Genomic DNA, 18,073 nt, shown 5'->3' on the forward strand with positions numbered 1-18,073 from the left:
CGGCAAACTTGTCCTAATTCCTTTGTGTCCCATCCACAATTCGTTTACAATAGAGAAGGAATTTCAGTCTGTACAGCATCACTACATAAGGGATCTTAATCCCTCACATATATTAATGGAGGAATGACCATGCTGTTTGTTGATAACCAGGGCATTACAGATCCGTCTGTAAACCTCGCGATTGAGGAGTATATTCTGAAGCATCTGCCGATGGAGGATGACAGCTACCTGCTGTTCTATATCAATCGCCCGTCCATTATTATCGGAAAGCACCAGAATACCATTGAAGAGATTAACATCGAATATGTTCAGGATAACGGTGTACAGGTTGTCCGTCGTCTCTCGGGAGGCGGAGCAGTATATCACGACCTCGGCAACCTGAATTTTAGTTTTATTACAGCCGATGACGGTCAATCCTTCCACAACTTCCGCAAATTCACTCAGCCTGTGGTTGAAGCCTTGCAGGAACTTGGGGTTGATGCCGAACTAACCGGGCGTAACGATCTGCAAGTGGGAGAAAAGAAAATTTCGGGCAATGCCCAGTTCTCCACCCGCGGACGCATGTTCAGTCACGGAACATTGATGTTTAACCTGAATCTGGATCATGTACAGGCATCCCTGAACGTGAATCCCGAGAAATTCAAATCCAAAAGTACCAAATCCGTGCGCAGCCGGGTCGCCAACATTCGTGACCTGATCGACAGTAACCTGACGATTGAGCAATTCCGCGATGAGCTGTTGCGTCACATTTTCCGGATGGAGCCGCAAGACGTCCCGCAATATACACTCACAGAGAAAGACTGGGACAAAATCAAGGAAATCTCTGCCGAGCGTTATAGCAACTGGGACTGGAACTATGGTCTGTCTCCAGAAAGTAATGTGAAGCATACCCGCAAATTCCCTGTCGGCATTATTGACCTGCGCATGAACATCAAGGATGGACGAATTGAAGATATCAAAATCTTCGGCGACTTCTTCGGTGTAGGCGATGTGGCGGATATCGAAGATATGCTGCGCGGCAAGCGTTATGAGGAATCCGAGGTGCGGACTGCACTTGAGGGCCTGGATGTAAAACACTACTTCGGCAACCTGGAGCTGGAAGACTTTATCGGCCTTGTTTTCCTGGAGGAGTAGGTTTTAGATGTAAGCATAATTTTAGAACGAAGTCTAACTTTACACGTTAACGGAGAAGACAGAATTCATCGGGAGAAGCGAAGCGTTCGCCTTTATCAACGGATTTCCCCCTTGGGGGAATGGAATCAAAAAAATCCGGGGATAACAGCGATCGAAAGATGAATCTGTATTCGGAGTGGCCTCGTGTAAAACTTATTTTTTGGTTCGTTAGTATAGATACAGATAAAAAGGAGAGATACACAGATGACCTACAAATTAATTGCAATCGATATTGATGACACTCTGATCAACGACAACAAGGAAGTTACCCCTGCTACGCAGACTGCACTGGAACAAGCGGTTGCCCATGGTGTAACTGTAACGCTGGCGACTGGACGTGCTTATGCTTCTGCACAAGCACTGGCTCGTCAAACTGGTCTTAACGTGCCGATCATTACGTATCAAGGTGCATTGGTGAAAAACTTGCTGGACGAAAAAGTACTCTATGAGCGTTACGTTCCACAGGAGGCTTCCCGCAAACTGTACGACTATTGCCTGGAGAATAATCTCCACCTTCAAACGTACATTGATGACAAGTTGTATGCTCGTGAAGAAAATGACAAACTGCGTGATTATGCCAAATTGAACGGCACACAATATTATATTGAATCTGATTTCATCAAAGTAATTGAACAGAAAACTCCTAAGCTGCTTATCATCGATGAGCCTGACTACTTGGATAAGGTTGCCATTGACCTGCGTGAATTGCTTGGACCACAAGTGCATATTACGAAGTCCAAGCCTTATTTCCTGGAGATCATGCATAATGAAGGAACTAAAGGCCACGCCCTTACATTCCTCGCTGACCACTTTGGTCACCAGTTGAGCGAGTGCATTGCCATTGGCGACTCATGGAATGACCATGAGATGCTGGAGGTTGCAGGACTTGGCGTAGCCATGGGCAATGCGATCCCTGCCCTTAAAGAGCTGGCTGATTACATTACGGCGAGCAATAACGAAGATGGCGTGAAAGAGGTTATCGAGAAGTTTGTATTGAACGCAGAGTAAGGTTCAAGCGAAGCATTTTCGCACAAAATGTGTTTTGATCAAAACACAAAAACAACAGCCCTGCACAACGTTAACTCCTTGTGCAGGGCTGTTCTTATTTTCAAACCAATCAATATGCCACCCAATACTATTTTGCATTCACATTCGCCTAGTCTTTTCTATTTCTGTACTTCTCTTCAAATTCCTGATCTCGTTCCCTTATCTCTTGCATCATATTCCCCTTGGAAATACCAGAAACGAAAACAGTCAACAACAGCAACGCCCCCACGAGAAATAACAGGATGGCCAGCACATAACCAACCCAGCCATGAGTCTCAGACACGGCTGCAAAATACTGCCCCCACGTATCAGACCAAACCATTACGTTTGGGATATGTATAACGGTCGCAATATGGATTGCACCATACAGTAGAATACCTGCAAATAACAACATTGCTCCAAGTTTTTGTCTGTTATCCATGGTTCCTTCCTCATTCCTGTATAGAGTTACATGTCACCTATTTTACCACAGGTTTGGAAGTTTGGACCAATGGATTAGAGCGCCTTCTTTTACTATCCACCCCATCACTTTTTCATTCATCGCGAGCAGACCTGTAACGACCAGTGCCACACCGATCCACGTAATCCAGCTGACATGTTCATTATAGACAACGGCACCCAGACCAACCGCAATCGGCGGGGAGATGTACAGCCATGTCGCCGGGAACAGCGGATTCGTGCGAGACATGATCCAGTAGAACAGGCTGTGACCAACCATCGAGCCAACTACCGTCAAATAAATCACGGACGAGACAGCAGGCACCCAATCCAGAGCGGACATATTCCAGGATTCTGTCACCGCTGAGAGCAAGGTTAACAACAGTCCTCCATACATCATCTGTACTGCGTTAATCGCTACGGGATTCGCTTCTTTGAACTGATTAATAACCTTCTTGGAGTATAGTGCGCCTGCTGAATAACACACTTCTCCCACCAGAACGGCAATACAGCCCCATAGCCATAGTGGACTTCCACCAATGGACACACCCGGCAGAACGACAAGTACCACTCCGGCAAAGCCGATCAGACATCCAATAATCATGCGTGCAGATGTTTTTTGTCGCAACAAAGCTGTCTGCATCAGCATAATCATGAGTGGACCTGTGGCTGATAAAATCGCACCAACGCCCGAACTCACATATTGTTCAGCCCAATATAAGGTCGCAAATGTACCAAACGTCAGTCCTGCACCTGTAATGAGCATTTCTTTACGCCATAGCAGGGAAATATTGACCTTCCCCTTCATCCACATCCATGCAAACATCAAAGCCCCTGCAACGATAAAACGGAGTCCAGCGGACAGAAAAGGCGGCATGCCTGCCTCCACTCCAATTTTAATTGCCAGAAACGTTGTTCCAAATATAAGACACATTACGGTAAATGCGATCCCAACCATGCTAGCCCCTCCTTCATCTGTTCTCCATCATATAGCACTGTCTACAGAACAGAATGAACAAAACAGAACAGTTATCTTCCTTTGCTGTTACAATAGAGTTCAAAAGGAGCGTGAGCCGGGTGGGCAAAACCATGATGATGACAGATAACAGCCTGAAACTATATGAGCAAGTCATCCATTATCTCGTTGTTCGTATAGAAGCGGGAGAGTGGGCTGAACATGAAAAACTGCCATCTGTACGAAGCCTGTCCGAGCTACTCGGGGTACATCGTCTCACCGTTTTCAAAGCATATCAGGAGTTAAAGGAACGCGGAAATGTGTATGTAAAGGATAAGTCTGGCTATTATGTCAGTCCAGCGACCCCATTCTCTGTAACAGATCGGGCGGATGATCCTGCTGTGTCTGCTTGGCTGCATTGGGATTCACTAGCGCGGGTACAGTCTCTAGAAGCAGAATACCAATTTTCCAAATCGTTAATCGATCCCTATCTGCTGCCCAACCGGTATTGGGGAGAACTGATGCGTGATCTGCTGGATCAATATCCCCGTTTGCTCGGAACGTATTCCACGATTCAGGGAGATCTGGAATTGCGAAATGCGCTGGCAAGCCATCTAACGAAAAAAGAACGCTTCTATCTCTCCGCAGACGAAGTGCTCATTACTTCGGGGGCCCAGCAGGCCATTGATGTGATCTCCCGCAGCTTGGTCAAACCCGGTGATCGAGTTCTGATGGATAGGCCCACGTATGGGCCTGCAATGGAAATTTTTCGTAAACAAGGTGCTCGTCTGATCTTTACGGATATTCACTCGGACGGGTATGATCTGGAGCAGATTGAGCATCTGATGAAATCGGAGAAACCACGCTTATTCTACACGACGCCAACTTTTCATAATCCAACCGGCGTTAACGTTCCAGTAGAACAGCGCAAGCAGTTACCGGAACTTGCAGAACAGTATGGTTGTTTTCTGCTCGAAGACGACAGTACCTACGATATCTATTTTAAGGAGAAACCCCCTGCACCGATTTTCACCTATGACACCACCGGACACACTCTGTACATTCGCAGTTACAGCAAGTATGTTGCACCCGGGCTGCGGATTGCAGCCATCATATGCCGCCAGCGATTCATGCCAGGACTACAGGCTGTAAAATCACTGACAGATAACGGATCGCCCCTTCTGAACCAGAAGCTTTTTCTCCGTTATTTTCAGTCAGAACGCATGCATCAGCATCTGTCCAAGCTACGGACCGCCATCCAGCTACGGATGGAAGTGATGGAACAATGTCTGCTGGAAACGGACTGGACGTGGACCAGACCCGAGGGCGGACTCAACTTTTGGGCGGAGCTTCCCGAGGGCGTGGATACCGGAAGACTGCTTCACCGATGCATGGAGCAATCCGTTGCCTTTGTACCCGGAACCGTATTCGATTCTTCGGATGATTCATCTAGCCGCAAGCTGCGTTTGTCCTTCTCTTATGCGCATGAGCAGCAGATTCGGGAAGGCATGAGCAGGCTCATTACGCTGGCAAAAGAAATGTAACGTTTGGATTCCCTGGAACTGACGTCACTCCAAAGAATATCAAGTGCAATTGCCCTCTCACCCTGCTACATCAAAAAAAGTCGCCTTGTGGCGACTTTACTGCTTATACGCTCTAACTGCACCCGCTCTCTGCTCAAAGGTCTTTTCTTGCAAACAAGCGAATGGTAATGAGATAGGACACAAAAAACAAACCTATAATGCCTACGGAAACCAACGTCATTGTCGTCGTCGTAATTATGCCGTTCTCGTTGGCCATACTCATGAAGTACGCAACGGGTTGCGCCAAAATAATCATGCAGACCATGAATATCGCATTGATGATACCAGCTCCTTTTTTGCTAAGTCCGTAGAAAAGAGGCATGTATATGGAAACTAACGCAAGCACCATGCCTATGGAAATGACAATATCCCTAAGTGAATAATTCGGCTTGTTCAGTTCAGGATAATTCAGGTTCACAAGCTCGTGAATTCCGTACGATGCGAGCACGCCGAATAGCGCATAGACTATGGCAGACAAGTACTTTGCTTTTACAATCTGTTTGCGGCTAACGGGGAGCGTGACCAGAAAATTATGATTATGGTTCTTGATATCAATCATGGTTGCCATAATGATGGAACCAAATGCAGTATAGATGCCTACAAAATACATCGACATTTCACTCTGCGGTATGAATGCGAGACTGAATACCACCAGGTATAATGCAATGATCCACAGTGAACTTTTCAGTACAATGAAGTCTTTACGAAGTAGGTTAAGCATATTTGCGTCCTCCCTTCGCCGTAAAATAAATGAGGTCTTCCAACGTAGGTCTTTGTAAAAGAGCAAACCTGCCAAATAACCGTTCGGCCTCAGCCTTATGATCCGACAAGGCTTCAAAACCAACGGCTGTCTCACGTATTCCGATGAAATGTTTCCGAATGTCAGAATCAAGCAGCTCCATATCCCCTTTTACAATCGTATACCTTTCCAGCACATCGTCTTTCGCCTCGTTGAACACCAGTTTTCCTTGATGAATAAACGTAATATAGTCTGCAATACGTTCCAGATCTGTCGTAATATGCGTCGAGAAAATAATGGTCCTTGTTTCGTCCTGTATCATATCTGCAAGCAGATCGAGCAGTTCCCGCCTAAACACAGGATCAAGTCCAGATGTCGGTTCATCCATAATCAGCAGATCCGCTTCATGCGACAAAGCTACGGCGAGAGAATATTTGATCTTCATGCCTTTGGACAGATCCTGGATTTTCTTTTTGGGAGACAGTTCGAACTGATCCAAGTAGTCATTGAACGCTTTATTGTCCCATTTGGTGTAAAAAGGAGCGATCATTTGTGTCATCTCACGGATCGTTAGATGCTCATAGTAAAAACATTCATCGGACACAATGCCGAGGCGTTGCTTGATATCAACTTCCTGATTGGGCATCTCGCTGCCCAATGTTTTGAGGTTCCCTTTATCGGGATGGATCAGACCCGTGATCATTTTGATCAGAGTACTCTTTCCCGCCCCATTCGGACCAATAAGTCCCGTGATATATCCTTTTTTCACATCCAGAGATACATTATCTACTTTAAATAAAGGATACGTTTTGGTTACATTACGTAACTCAATAGCGTTCATTATGCTTATTCCTCCTCAACCAACAATGTAAGATGATGGATTACATCCTGTGAACTCATGCCCAGTTCTTTGCCCTCACGAATCACTTCGAGCATCTTCTCTTCCAATTGTTTCATCCGCCGCTCCCGAATAAAGTCCTGATTGGCTCCGGATACGAAACTCCCTTTGCCTACAACTGAATCGATCAGTTTCTCTTTCTCCAGTTCTTCATAGACACGCTTGGTTGTAATGACACTGACCTGCAGATCCTTGGCAAGCTGACGAATGGAGGGGAGGCTATCTCCAGCGACCAATTCTCCGCTCAAAATGCTCTGTCTGATCTGGGTTAAAATCTGCATGTAGATCGGATCACTCGATGCGTTGGATATTAAAATGTTAATCTTTCCTCACCTCATTGATGTTACATCATTTTCAGTAGGTATAGTGTATATATATAATATACACACTATACCTACCTATGGTCAATCTTTTTCACATTATTCCCATTCTGATTCGATCCATAGACACGGGCTATCTAGCCTGGACGACAAAAAGAGGACGTCAGTTTCCTGTTCGTCCTCTTGATTAATCAAGCCCGAAAAGTCACATGATCTCCCGGGCTAATATTATGTGCTGGATATTACCTTATCCACCAATCCATATTCGACTGCTTCAGCAGCAGTCAGGAAATAGTCTCGATCCGAGTCTTTCTCAATCCGCTCAATCGACTGTCCTGTATGGTCGGCTAACAGCTTGTTAAGACGTTGACGGTGTTGAATGATGCGGTTAGCATGAATCAACATATCCGACGCCTGCCCTCGCGTACCGCCATGCGGCTGATGGATCATGATCTCACTGTTCGGCAGCGCCATACGCTTGCCTTTTGTTCCACCCACCAGCAAGATCGTGCCAAAGCTCGCCGCCATACCTGTACAGATCGTAGAGATGTCCGGCTTCACAAATTGCATCGTGTCATAGATCGAGAATCCCGCAGTCACCGATCCACCAGGACTGTTAATGTACATCTGAATATCCTTCTCCGGGTCCTCTGCAGTCAAAAACAACAACTGGGCCACAATGGCATTCGCCATTTGATCCTCGATCTCCCCGGACACCATAATGATCCGGTCCTTGAGCAAACGTGAATAAATATCATAGCTCCGCTCTCCGCGAGCTGTCTGTTCCACTACATATGGCACTACATTCATGTGTGTCGCCTCCTCGGTTTAGGCAACCATGGTGACCGTGTATCCTCCTCCATACGACATCGAATTCGTTCCAGAAGTGGAGTACCCGTACATCATTGGCTGCATGGATGGAGACGGCAAAGCCTGCTGCAAAATCGTACCCGCCACAGCCATTGGATCATCGGTCTGATTCAGGCACAGATCAATGATTCGAGCTGTATCACCATTACGAAATGCCAGCAGATAGCTGCGCAGTTCCTCCCGATTGTTTGCCACTGTGCCTTCTTCATACTGCAATTCAGTGTCCGATTGTTCCAACTTGCGCCTCACTTCGGCTATGGCAGAGCGGGCTCGACTTAACGCTGCTTTCACTGCGCCTTCTGTCGTATCCAACATTTCCGCAGTCTCTGCCGCCTTGTAACCCATTAATTCACGTAATACATATATCGCTCGCTGCCACGGTGGTAGCTCATCTATTAGGAGTTGAACGGCAGATTCCAATTCCTCGAATTGCCTTTCTTCCTCTATTTCGTGCAGGAGTGGCTTCAAGCTGTCCAGTTTATAGGCCAATCTCTCACGCTGGCGTAAGATATCGATCCAGCTGTTGCGCGCAATACGGATCAGATAAGCTTCCCAGTTTATATCTTTATTCATCCCGGAAGTTCCAACTACACTCGACGACAACACTTTGAGACAGGTCTCCTGAACCAGATCTTCTGTCTCTGGAACTGATTTCGTCAAAGATAAACAGTACGCATACAACGAACCCATCAGGTCGGGTAATACGGCATGGATGCTTCGGTTCAATTGATTTTGTCCAGCGTTGCCACCGGATTCAATATTGGATTTATCTTTTTTACCATCATCATGTGGTCTGTTGATTCTGCAATCCACGGACTTCACAAAGGCCATCTTGGGGGCCCCCCTTTGCTGGTTCCTGATTGATTTTGACTTACACTATGTAAACGAAGAACCCCTTGTAAAGGATACGCTCTTCTCAATTTATTTTTGTTACGCTTCGTCAAGTTAAGTTACAGATTCGTGTCCGTTATAAGGTTCCAAGCGGCACCTTCATCCCGGTAAAAGCAATCGTAATACCTTGATCCAGATTATTTTTCTGCCGTACATCTACGTCATGCGACATATGTGTAAAATAGGTATGACCTGGCTTCAGTTCCCGCAGCAGTTCCTGCGCCTCACGCATATCGTACACGGAACGTGTCGAGAATTCCGCAAGCTCATGCACAAAGCTCGTTCCGAGCACCAGCAGATCCAGTCCATATAGTGGCTCTTTCTCTGCCTCCTTCAGATCGATGGCATCCGAACAATACGCCCAGCTATACCCTTCCCGTTCGAGTCGATACGCATAGGAATAACCGTTTTTACCGTGGCAGACCTTCCATGAATGCACCTTCCATCCTCCAAGCTGAATATCATAATCCGTTTCCAGAAAGTCCATATGGTGACTCAACCAAGGAAATTGGGTCTGAATGATGGCGATCACTTCACGCGGTGCGTACAGCTTGCCCTTGACCCCCAGCCAGCGGCACGCATCCGCCCATTCCGGCAATCCTCCAATATGGTCAAAATGCGCATGAGTGACAAGTAGTGTATGCACCATACGCAATCCCTGATCCTCCATCTGTGATCTCCAGTCTGGTCCGCAGTCAATCATGAACTGTTCATCTGCACCTTCGCCACCACCGTCAATCAGAACAGAAGAGCGTTTCCGTCTATTCTCTCCGGTAAGCCTCGCCTCTGTACATACGTCGCAATCACAATACACACGTGGAACGCCCATCGCATCACCAGTGCCCAGAAATGTTAGCTGATCCAATCCGCATTCCCCCCTGAATTAATGATATGTAAATTGTAATCGTCCACCCCTGTTTTTGCAAAAAAAAGACCATCCCGCTGCAGTTCTACACTGCAATTCGGGACAGTCTATTAAACCATTGCTCGCAGTTTCAATGTCAGTTCCTGACCCGCAGGTACATCCTTCGAATCCGTAATGACCCAGTTCGACGCAAGCCGCTTCACCAGCACCTCTGCCTGTTCCGGTTTCAATTGCAATCCGGTGATGATCCCTTCACCTACTGTGAAGTCTTTCTCCGGCTGTACTATAAAAGCCTTTTCCAACCAGATTCCGAGTCCACCACGCGTATTAAAGGTAATCCGGTACCCATCTTTTACTGCTGCCTCCAGATTTTCACCATGCTCGTCCGCATACGAGAAAAATTCGTTATATCGATATTCCTCTTCAGACACGGCGTCAAAAGCGGAAACGTCTTTGGCTTGAATGGCTTTTAAAAGTTCTTCCTCAGGCATCCCCTTACCGCGGGCCTGCTCCAGTCGAATCGCTGTACTTTGGGATAATTTGATCTCTGAACTCATCCAACTCACACCTTCCTGCTAATACTATGTAACAATCATGATTCAGTATACCTCTATTATATCCCTTTGGCAGTAAAAAACCTCCATCTCTACTTCCATTGAAATGAAGGTTTAGTATCCACACGCCCAGTTACCTATTCGATTGCATCAACAATACTCATATTCCCGCGAGCACCTGATACCACACCCCGCGTTTGGAATACAACGTACTGCGTACCTCGTCCCATCCACCCAGATAGTTGATATCAAATAGTCCTTCTGGCGTTGGGAATGTCGACTCCGTCTGTGCAAATACATCTGGATCTACTGAACGAAAACCATGCTTCGCAAAAATGTGCTGTGCTTCTGGTGTACGCAGATATGCGACAAAAGCTTCCGCCAGTTCACGGTTCCCATGTTTATCAGCATATTTATTCACCACGACTGCCGGGTTCTCAATCAGGATCGTATTCTTCGGAACGACGATGTCATAATCTACACCTTTGGCGATCCGGGCAAGCAATTCATTTTCATACGTGACAATTACATCACCGACTCCATACTCGAATGCCGCCATCGAAGAACGACCACTCTTGTCCAATGATTCCACGTTGCGATGTACCTGTTCGAGAAAAGCCTTGGCTGCGGCAGGATCCTTCTTCCCCTCTTGCTCCTCCGACAGTTTCAATCCCGCACCGTAAATGGCATTAATATCCCATTGTGCGCCCCCGGATGTCTTTGGATTAGGGTAGAGTACCTTCACTCCCGACTTGGTTAAGTCCTGAAAATCACGAATACCCAGCGGGTTGCCTGCTCTAGTACCCAGAACAACAATCGAACGGGTGATCATGCCCTCATTAGGGGTCTGTTTCCAATCCGAGTTAACCAGATCAGCCTTGACCAGCTTGTCGATATCGCTCTCCATCGCGAGCAGGGCTACATCAGCCTCGAACCCACCAACGATGGCTCTTGCCTGTGTACCCGAAGCTTCATAGGATTCCTGGAAATTAATCGTCTGTCCGGTCTTCGCTTTCCACTCCTCCTGGAACTTGGGCAGCAACTCGCCTACAGCGTCTTTGGCTACACTATAAGCACCAATCACGAGTGTATTGGATGTATCGTTACCAGAGGGCTCGTTCTGTTCGCTTGACTCCTCCTGCTTACTGCATCCAGCGGTCATGCAGACGAGCAGAAGCATGAGGGCAACGTATAAAAGTATGACTTTCTTCTTCCTCGTCTGCATGGGCAGCCCCTTTCTTTCACTCGTCTAAATCATTACCGGCATCGGATCTTCCTTCAGTCGGTTCTCAACGACCCAACTGTTGGAATCATTGAAGAGATAGGCACGATGCACAAGGACCCGAATTGGTTGGCCGATCTCCAATGTCGTTTTCTCCAGAGAACGATACGTAATTAACTTGTGACTCTGCACTTCCACTTCTACCATCCATTCACTTCCGCGGAAATGAAGATGTTTGACTGTACCTTTTTCCGTAGCAGACAGCATGGTGAACTCGTTTTTCAAACCGATCTCAATATATTCTGGTCGGATCAGCGCTCGTGTACCTTCACCCTCAACCGCATGTTCGAAACCTTTCAGCTGTGAAGCATCCTCCACAACCGTTGACTCCCCGATAAATGTAGCGACAAAAGGTGTCTGCGGGTTTTTGTAAATATCCCAAGGTGTGCCTTTCTGTTCGAGACGCCCCTGACTGATGATCATGATTTCGTCCGCCACTTCAATCGCTTCATCCTGGTCATGCGTTACAAATATCGAAGTAATCCCTACCCGTTCAATCAACTCACGCAACCATGAACGCAGTTCCTGACGGATCTTGGCATCAATGGCCGCGAACGGTTCGTCCAGCAATAACAGCTGCGGCTCAGGAGCAAGTGCTCTGGCAAAAGCCACACGCTGACGCTGCCCACCAGACAGCTGATGTGGATAGCGTTGTTCGAAACCTTTTAACCCAGTCAGCTCAACGAGTTCCATAACCCGATCACGGATCTGGGCCTTCGGCGTCTTCTTGACCTTGAGTCCAAAGGCGATATTCTCAAATACCGTCATATGTTTGAACAAGGCATAGTTCTGGAATACGAATCCGATGCCCCGCTCCTGTGGAGGCAGATGGTTCACGACTTTTCCGTGAAAACGAATCTCTCCGGAACCCGGATTCTCCAGTCCCGCTAACATCCGCAGAATGGACGTCTTTCCGCCCCCGCTGGGTCCAAGCAGACCGATCAGATGGCCTTTGGCAATATCGAATGAGACATCTTTTACCGCATGAAAATCACCGAAATGTTTGTTTAAGTCACGGACTTCTACATGCATATCAATGCACTTCCTTTCGCTTCTTGGCCCATTCCATCATAAGCAGCAGCCCGACGGAGAAGGTGACCAGCACCAATGCCACACCATTTGCGGCAGCTACATTAAAATTCTCTACATCCTGATACACCAGCGTTGTTGCTGTCTGCGTTTTGTTCATGATATTACCGGATACGACTAGCACTGCACCGAATTCCCCGAGTGAACGCGCAACCGTCAAGACAAGACCGTACACCACCGCCCAGCGGATCGAAGGCCAGGTCACACTCCAGAACGTTCTCCAACCGTAGGCGCCCAATGTCGATGCGGCTTCCTCTTGCTGTGAACCGAGTTCCTGCAGGACAGGCATGACCTCTCTGACCATCAGTGGAAAGGTAACAAATAACGTTGCGATCACCATACCCGGGAAGGCATAGACCACATTGAATCCAATTCCTTCAAAAAAAGCGCCCATAATGCTGTTAGGTCCCAGCATCAAAACAATCATCAAGCCGCCAATGACAGGAGATACGGCATAAGGCAGGTCTACGATACTGTTCAGCAGCCCCTTTACCCGTTCACTCAGCCACCCGGCACGAACCAGATACAGGGCCATCATGATACCAAACAATGTATTTAACAGGGTGACCACCAGGACAACCAGCCCGGTCATCATCAAGGCATGTAGCGCCTCAGGACGCATCAGCCCTTTCAGGAATCCCCCTGCCCCGTCTTCAAATGCGCCAATAAAAATGCGTCCGAGCGGGATGATCAGCAGTACGATAAATACCGCAAACGTCAGTCCGATTAATAGTCTTCTCATCGTCTTCTCCCCCGCATCTGCACCAGATTGATCAGCCAGAGGATCAGGAAGGAGAGCGTCAGAAGTATTACGGATACCGCAGCGGCTCCCGTTGGATTATCACTTTCAATCTCCCCGTAGATAAATACGGAAGCAGTCAGTGTTCTTCCCGGAATGTTACCAGCCACCAGCACGACAGCCCCGAATTCAGCGAGTCCTCTGGAGAAAGCCAACATCCCCCCGCTGATCATGCCAGGAGCCATAGACGGCAGAATCACCTGCATGAACGTGCGAGCCTTGGATGCCCCCATCGTGTACGAGGCCTCTTCTTCGGAAGGATCAATTTCTTCAAGCAATGGTTGCACCGCACGGATCACAAACGGAAACGTGACAAAGGTCATCGCGATAACAATGGCAGGTTGATGAAACACAATCTCGAATCCCATCGATTCTGCCAATTTCCCGATGACACTGACCGGACCCAAAAGTAGCATAATCATTAAGCCGCCCACCGCTGTTGGCAGTGCAAACGGGAGGTCGACCAGGCTGTTGAGAAACGATCTGCCGACAAAGCGATACCGCGTCAGCACCCAGGCGATCATCGTGCCCAGCACCACATTAATCAACGTGGCGATCACGGCCAGCCGAATGGTCAGCAGTACGGCTTTCCACGCGATCGGATCCATAATGCTCTGAACAAAGTTACTCCATCCTTCGGAGAAGGAATTGACGTACACACCGATGATTGGAAGTACAATAAGTACGATAAAATATAACAATACGGTACTGCGAAATCCCCAAGTCCATCCTTTATGACGAAGAACGGTATTCATTGCTGCGTTCCCTCCCAGCCTCCGGCTATAGTTCCGGTCGGCAGTCTCCCTGCTTCAATACGACATTTTTCCTAAGTTGGATTATATTACTTTAATATTATTCCCATTAGTCTACTTGGTTTTTTGCTTTTCTGATACTTTACCAGTTTGCAGTGCTAATCGTCAATGCTTTTGTTGTATATTATTGGGCCTTATATGAGATCGATTAATAAAAATCTCTTCAGGTTATTTCTGTCCTCTCCGTTATGCTGCGATTTGCTTTTTTCACCTTGCATATGTGGTTTGTTTGGTATGTAGTGGTTAAGGTACAATCGAGGGTAAGAAATGAGATGATAAGGAGCGATCTAACATGTTATATACGAAGAACATATCCACTTCCACACGAGATGAAATGAAAGATATCACGCGGGACGTGAAGCAGGTTGTCCAGAGTAGCGGTGTGCAGAATGGGACAGTGCTCATCTATTGTCCTCATACGACAGCCGGTATTGCCATCAACGAAAATGCAGACCCGGATGTGAAACACGATGTATTGTTGCGTTTGGACGAAGTGTACCCTTGGGAGCACCCCGAGTATCGACACGCCGAAGGCAATACAGCCTCTCACCTCAAATCGATCACAACGGGGCCATCCCAGACGGTGATTATTCATGAGGGCAGGCTGCTGCTTGGCCGATGGCAAGGCATTTACTTTTGTGAATTCGATGGACCACGTGAGCGGGAGTACTTCCTCAAAATCATGGAAGGCTAGAGTCAGCCCAACAGAACAGACCTGACTTTTACTCATTTATCTTTGCAAACACAAACAGGCGGTCCACCCTCATTTCGGGTCGGAGCCGCCTGACTTGGTCTTTGGCGCATAATGACTTTCGCAAGACAACGTTATAAAGAATTAAAGTTATGACAAATCACCGCCCTGAAGTGTAGGGGTGCAACAATAGCGCCATTATTGGACGCCAGGCTGCTGACGCAGATTGCGGCACAGCACTTTGACATGAGATAGCGCAGACGATTCAATCTCCACAAACGTTAAACGGTCCTGAATGTAATAAGAAATGAATCCGTGCATAGCCAAAAATAGCGTACGCGGTACCCTTTGAATATCCTCTTCCGTACAGTTCTCTTCATTCATGTACTGCCTTATAATCGATGCAAACAATTCGAAACAACGTCCCTGTTCGGTACGACAATAAGACAACAGTTCTTCGTCCCTGATCATAAACATAATTTCGTATTGATATGGATTCTCCAGACCAAAGCGAATAAACTCCATCATAATGTGCTCTACCTTGCTCACATCATCACAAACCGGCCTGACCATGGCTTGCAGCAGCAAATGCCCCAGATGATTGAAATCTTCAACCACGATGGCATAGAACAGCTCTGCCTTTTCTTTAAAGTGATAATACAGCGACCCATGACTATAGCCCAGATGCTGGCCGATGCTTCGCATCGAAATGGCGCGGTATCCTTTGGTAATAAAAAGGTGCCTCGCCGCCTCCAGTATCCGCTCCCTCGACAACTCCTGTTCGACTGCTCTTCTAGCCATATATTTTATTCCCCTTCAATAAAATAAAGCCGCTGTCCCTCCGTGATCCGGGATTGCCCTTGCGTCAAATCCGTGATCCAGGCTACAAAAGCCTCGGTATCACTATCCGGCGGAAGACAAGTCAACGTAACCTTATCGGTGAATCCAGTTTCACCTGTACGGACTTCCCGGCTTCTTAACTCATTTTCCACTTTACCCAGCCACGTATAATCCAGTTCAACAAACACTTCACGATGCAGCACGTTGGTAATGACTTCTCCGGCTTCAATGGCTGCTACAGCCCCGTCCGTATAAGCGCGAATTAACCCACCGGCTCCAAGCATAATTCCCCCGAAGTATCGCGTAACCACAATCGCCACATTTTTTAATTTCTGATTTTTGATCACTTCAAGAATGGGCTTCCCTGCTGTTCCGCTTGGTTCCCCGTCATCAGATTGCTTCTGAATCTCATCCCGCTCCCCAATCATGTACGCAGAGCAGTTGTGAGTCGCATTCCAATGTTTTTTCTTGATCTCATCGATAAAGGCAACGGCCTCTTCCTCTGTCGTGACCGGCATAATATGACCGATAAATCGAGACTTTTTGATTACGATTTCCAGATTGCCCGGTCCTCGAACCGTGCGATAACGTTCAATCATTGCAAATCCAACTTTCTGATCTTTTCCTTAGTCCAGCTTTCCCCTTGTCCATTTTACAAGAAAGCAGTTCCCCGCGCGAACGCGGACGAACTGCCCTGGTTATCTACAGCCGGAGAATTCTGCATCTTGAACGAACAGTAATTCCCCGATAGATTTATATTACCTTATTTAACTATATGAGCAGACCGATGAATTATTCGGAAAGTCTCGCTTCGAGCGCTGCTTTCTCTTCTTCAAAGCCTGGTTTGCCCAACAATGCGAACATATTTTTCTTGTATGCTTCCACGCCTGGTTGGTCAAATGGATTGACGCCCAGCAGGTAGCCACTGATGCCGCATGCTTTTTCAAAGAAGTATACCAGATATCCGAAAGAATATGGAGTCATATCTGGAATGTTCACAATCAGGTTTGGCACTTGACCATCTGTATGTGCAAGCAGTGTTCCCTGGAACGCTTTTTTGTTAACAAAGTCCATGGTTTTGCCTTCAAGGAAGTTCAGCCCATCCAGATCGTCCGGATCGGATTTGATCGAGATATGCTCAGCCACTTCAGTAACCTGGATAACAGTTTCGAAGATATTCCGGCTACCTTCCTGGATGAATTGACCCATGGAGTGCAAGTCTGTAGAGAAATCAACGGATGCAGGATAGATCCCTTTGTAGTCTTTACCTTCACTCTCTCCGAACAGTTGTTTCCACCACTCGGACACGAAGTGCAGGGATGGCTCATAGTTTACAAGGATCTCTGTACCTTTACCTTTGCGATACAAGGCGTTACGAACAGCAGCATATTGATATGCTTCATTCTCAGCTACGTTCGGGTTGCTGTATTCTTTGGATGCGTCAGCCGCACCTTGCATCATTTCTTCGATGCTGATACCAGCTGCTGCGATTGGCAGCAAACCTACAGCCGTCAGAACGGAGTAACGTCCACCTACATCATCCGGGATAATGAAAGATTCGTATCCTTCTGCATTCGCCAGTTCTTTCAATGCACCGCGCGCTTTGTCTGTTGTAGCATAGATGCGTTTGCGAGCTTCTTCTTTACCATATTTCTCTTCCAAAGCTGCACGGAAGATACGGAATGCAATTGCCGGCTCTGTTGTTGTACCCGATTTGGAAATGACGTTGACGGAGAAATCTTTGCCTTCAACCAGATCCAGCAAGTGCGTTACATATGTGGAACTGATATTGTTTCCTGCAAAATAGATTTCAGGCGTTTTGCGTTTGTCTTTTGGCAGATTGTTATAGAACGAGTGTGTCAGCATTTCAATTGCTGCACGTGCACCCAGGTATGATCCACCAATACCGATAACGATCAGCACTTCGGAGTCACTTTGGATTTTGGCAGCTGCTTTTTGAATGCGGGCGAACTCTTCTTTGTCATAAGCCGTCGGCAGGTCAATCCAGCCCAGATAGTCGGAGCCTGTTCCTGTTCCGTTGTGAAGCTGTTCGTGAGCCAAACGAATCGGTTCAGCGAAATAGTCCACTTCGTGCTGATTTACAAATTGCAATGCCGTGCTATAGTCAAATGTCACTTTTTTTGCCATGATCTCAAAAACCTCCTGATTTCGGTTATATTTTTCCGTATTCCATTCTAAACAACTTAGCATAAGGATACTTCAAATC

20 protein-coding genes are annotated in these 18,073 nt (G+C 47.1%); 4 read left to right on the forward strand and 16 right to left on the reverse strand.

Annotation, left to right across the window (positions count from 1 at the left end; translation table 11 throughout):
- Window positions 1-129 precede the first annotated feature (129 nt).
- Both lplA and AC4G47_RS22995 read left to right on the forward strand, forming a co-directional pair.
- Window positions 130-1,134, forward strand: a complete 1,005-nt coding sequence (gene lplA / locus AC4G47_RS22990; RefSeq protein WP_491102886.1) for a lipoate--protein ligase — start codon at window positions 130-132, stop codon at window positions 1,132-1,134.
- Between the two features lie 243 nt (window positions 1,135-1,377).
- Window positions 1,378-2,181 carry a Cof-type HAD-IIB family hydrolase gene (locus tag AC4G47_RS22995; protein ID WP_419891510.1) on the forward strand — a complete coding sequence of 268 codons (804 nt, stop codon included), beginning with the start codon at window positions 1,378-1,380 and terminating at the stop codon, window positions 2,179-2,181.
- 148 nt (window positions 2,182-2,329) lie between these two features.
- On the opposite strand, the gene AC4G47_RS23000 is transcribed toward AC4G47_RS22995, so the two are convergent.
- Window positions 2,330-2,641, reverse strand: a complete 312-nt coding sequence (locus AC4G47_RS23000; RefSeq protein ID WP_491102888.1) for a hypothetical protein — start codon at window positions 2,639-2,641, stop codon at window positions 2,330-2,332.
- A gap of 42 nt (window positions 2,642-2,683) precedes the next feature.
- Entirely contained in the window at window positions 2,684-3,616 is a 933-nt protein-coding gene (locus AC4G47_RS23005; protein ID WP_491102889.1) for a DMT family transporter, read from the reverse strand.
- Window positions 3,617-3,735: 119 nt separating this feature from the next.
- On the opposite strand from AC4G47_RS23005, the gene AC4G47_RS23010 reads away from it, so the two are divergent.
- Window positions 3,736-5,157, forward strand: a complete 1,422-nt coding sequence (locus AC4G47_RS23010; RefSeq protein WP_491102890.1) for an aminotransferase-like domain-containing protein — start codon at window positions 3,736-3,738, stop codon at window positions 5,155-5,157.
- A 133-nt stretch (window positions 5,158-5,290) separates the two neighbouring features.
- Here the strand turns inward: AC4G47_RS23010 and AC4G47_RS23015 are convergent, their stop codons facing one another.
- The 11 genes from AC4G47_RS23015 to cysT all read right to left on the reverse strand — a co-directional run bounded on the left by AC4G47_RS23015 (window position 5,291) and on the right by cysT (window position 14,258).
- Window positions 5,291-5,917, reverse strand: coding sequence for an ABC-2 transporter permease (locus AC4G47_RS23015; RefSeq protein WP_491102892.1), 627 nt, complete (start codon window positions 5,915-5,917; stop codon window positions 5,291-5,293).
- Window positions 5,910-6,776 carry an ABC transporter ATP-binding protein gene (locus AC4G47_RS23020; RefSeq protein WP_491102893.1) on the reverse strand — a complete coding sequence of 289 codons (867 nt, stop codon included), beginning with the start codon at window positions 6,774-6,776 and terminating at the stop codon, window positions 5,910-5,912. Before AC4G47_RS23020 ends, AC4G47_RS23015 begins: the two co-directional genes overlap by 8 nt.
- Before the next feature lie 5 nt (window positions 6,777-6,781).
- Window positions 6,782-7,156, reverse strand: coding sequence for a GntR family transcriptional regulator (locus AC4G47_RS23025; RefSeq protein ID WP_491106768.1), 375 nt, complete (start codon window positions 7,154-7,156; stop codon window positions 6,782-6,784).
- Window positions 7,157-7,381: 225 nt separating this feature from the next.
- Window positions 7,382-7,963: an ATP-dependent Clp endopeptidase proteolytic subunit ClpP gene (gene clpP / locus AC4G47_RS23030; RefSeq protein ID WP_036610761.1), complete on the reverse strand. Its 582-nt coding sequence runs from the start codon at window positions 7,961-7,963 to the stop codon at window positions 7,382-7,384.
- A gap of 18 nt (window positions 7,964-7,981) precedes the next feature.
- The gene (locus AC4G47_RS23035) at window positions 7,982-8,854 is read right to left on the reverse strand and encodes an RNA polymerase sigma factor (protein WP_491102895.1); all 873 of its coding nucleotides are present in this window, start codon (window positions 8,852-8,854) and stop codon (window positions 7,982-7,984) included.
- A gap of 136 nt (window positions 8,855-8,990) precedes the next feature.
- Window positions 8,991-9,779: an MBL fold metallo-hydrolase gene (locus AC4G47_RS23040; RefSeq protein ID WP_491102896.1), complete on the reverse strand. Its 789-nt coding sequence runs from the start codon at window positions 9,777-9,779 to the stop codon at window positions 8,991-8,993.
- Between the two features lie 110 nt (window positions 9,780-9,889).
- Window positions 9,890-10,336 (reverse strand): hypothetical protein, encoded by a 447-nt coding sequence (locus AC4G47_RS23045; RefSeq protein ID WP_491102898.1) that lies wholly within the window; start codon window positions 10,334-10,336, stop codon window positions 9,890-9,892.
- Between the two features lie 157 nt (window positions 10,337-10,493).
- On the reverse strand, window positions 10,494-11,558 hold the full coding sequence (locus AC4G47_RS23050; protein ID WP_491102900.1) for a sulfate ABC transporter substrate-binding protein: 1,065 nt from the start codon (window positions 11,556-11,558) through the stop codon (window positions 10,494-10,496).
- Window positions 11,559-11,582: 24 nt separating this feature from the next.
- A complete protein-coding gene (locus AC4G47_RS23055; protein ID WP_491102901.1) occupies window positions 11,583-12,647 on the reverse strand; it encodes a sulfate/molybdate ABC transporter ATP-binding protein in 1,065 nt (354 codons plus the stop codon).
- Window position 12,648: 1 nt separating this feature from the next.
- Window positions 12,649-13,446: a sulfate ABC transporter permease subunit gene (locus AC4G47_RS23060; protein WP_145320371.1), complete on the reverse strand. Its 798-nt coding sequence runs from the start codon at window positions 13,444-13,446 to the stop codon at window positions 12,649-12,651.
- On the reverse strand, window positions 13,443-14,258 hold the full coding sequence (cysT, locus tag AC4G47_RS23065; protein ID WP_458125768.1) for a sulfate ABC transporter permease subunit CysT: 816 nt from the start codon (window positions 14,256-14,258) through the stop codon (window positions 13,443-13,445). Before cysT ends, AC4G47_RS23060 begins: the two co-directional genes overlap by 4 nt.
- 349 nt (window positions 14,259-14,607) lie before the next feature.
- On the opposite strand from cysT, the gene AC4G47_RS23070 reads away from it, so the two are divergent.
- Window positions 14,608-15,009, forward strand: coding sequence for a secondary thiamine-phosphate synthase enzyme YjbQ (locus AC4G47_RS23070; RefSeq protein ID WP_145320375.1), 402 nt, complete (start codon window positions 14,608-14,610; stop codon window positions 15,007-15,009).
- A 195-nt stretch (window positions 15,010-15,204) separates the two neighbouring features.
- Here AC4G47_RS23070 and AC4G47_RS23075 read toward each other — a convergent pair whose 3' ends face one another.
- The 3 genes from AC4G47_RS23075 to AC4G47_RS23085 all read right to left on the reverse strand — a co-directional run bounded on the left by AC4G47_RS23075 (window position 15,205) and on the right by AC4G47_RS23085 (window position 17,994).
- Entirely contained in the window at window positions 15,205-15,807 is a 603-nt protein-coding gene (locus AC4G47_RS23075) for a TetR/AcrR family transcriptional regulator (protein ID WP_458125767.1), read from the reverse strand.
- A 5-nt stretch (window positions 15,808-15,812) separates the two neighbouring features.
- Window positions 15,813-16,445: a YigZ family protein gene (locus AC4G47_RS23080; protein ID WP_491102903.1), complete on the reverse strand. Its 633-nt coding sequence runs from the start codon at window positions 16,443-16,445 to the stop codon at window positions 15,813-15,815.
- Window positions 16,446-16,638: 193 nt separating this feature from the next.
- The gene (locus tag AC4G47_RS23085) at window positions 16,639-17,994 is read right to left on the reverse strand and encodes a glucose-6-phosphate isomerase (protein ID WP_017689982.1); all 1,356 of its coding nucleotides are present in this window, start codon (window positions 17,992-17,994) and stop codon (window positions 16,639-16,641) included.
- Window positions 17,995-18,073: the final 79 nt, after the last annotated feature.

Source organism: Paenibacillus sp. Negev47, assembly GCF_058313655.1.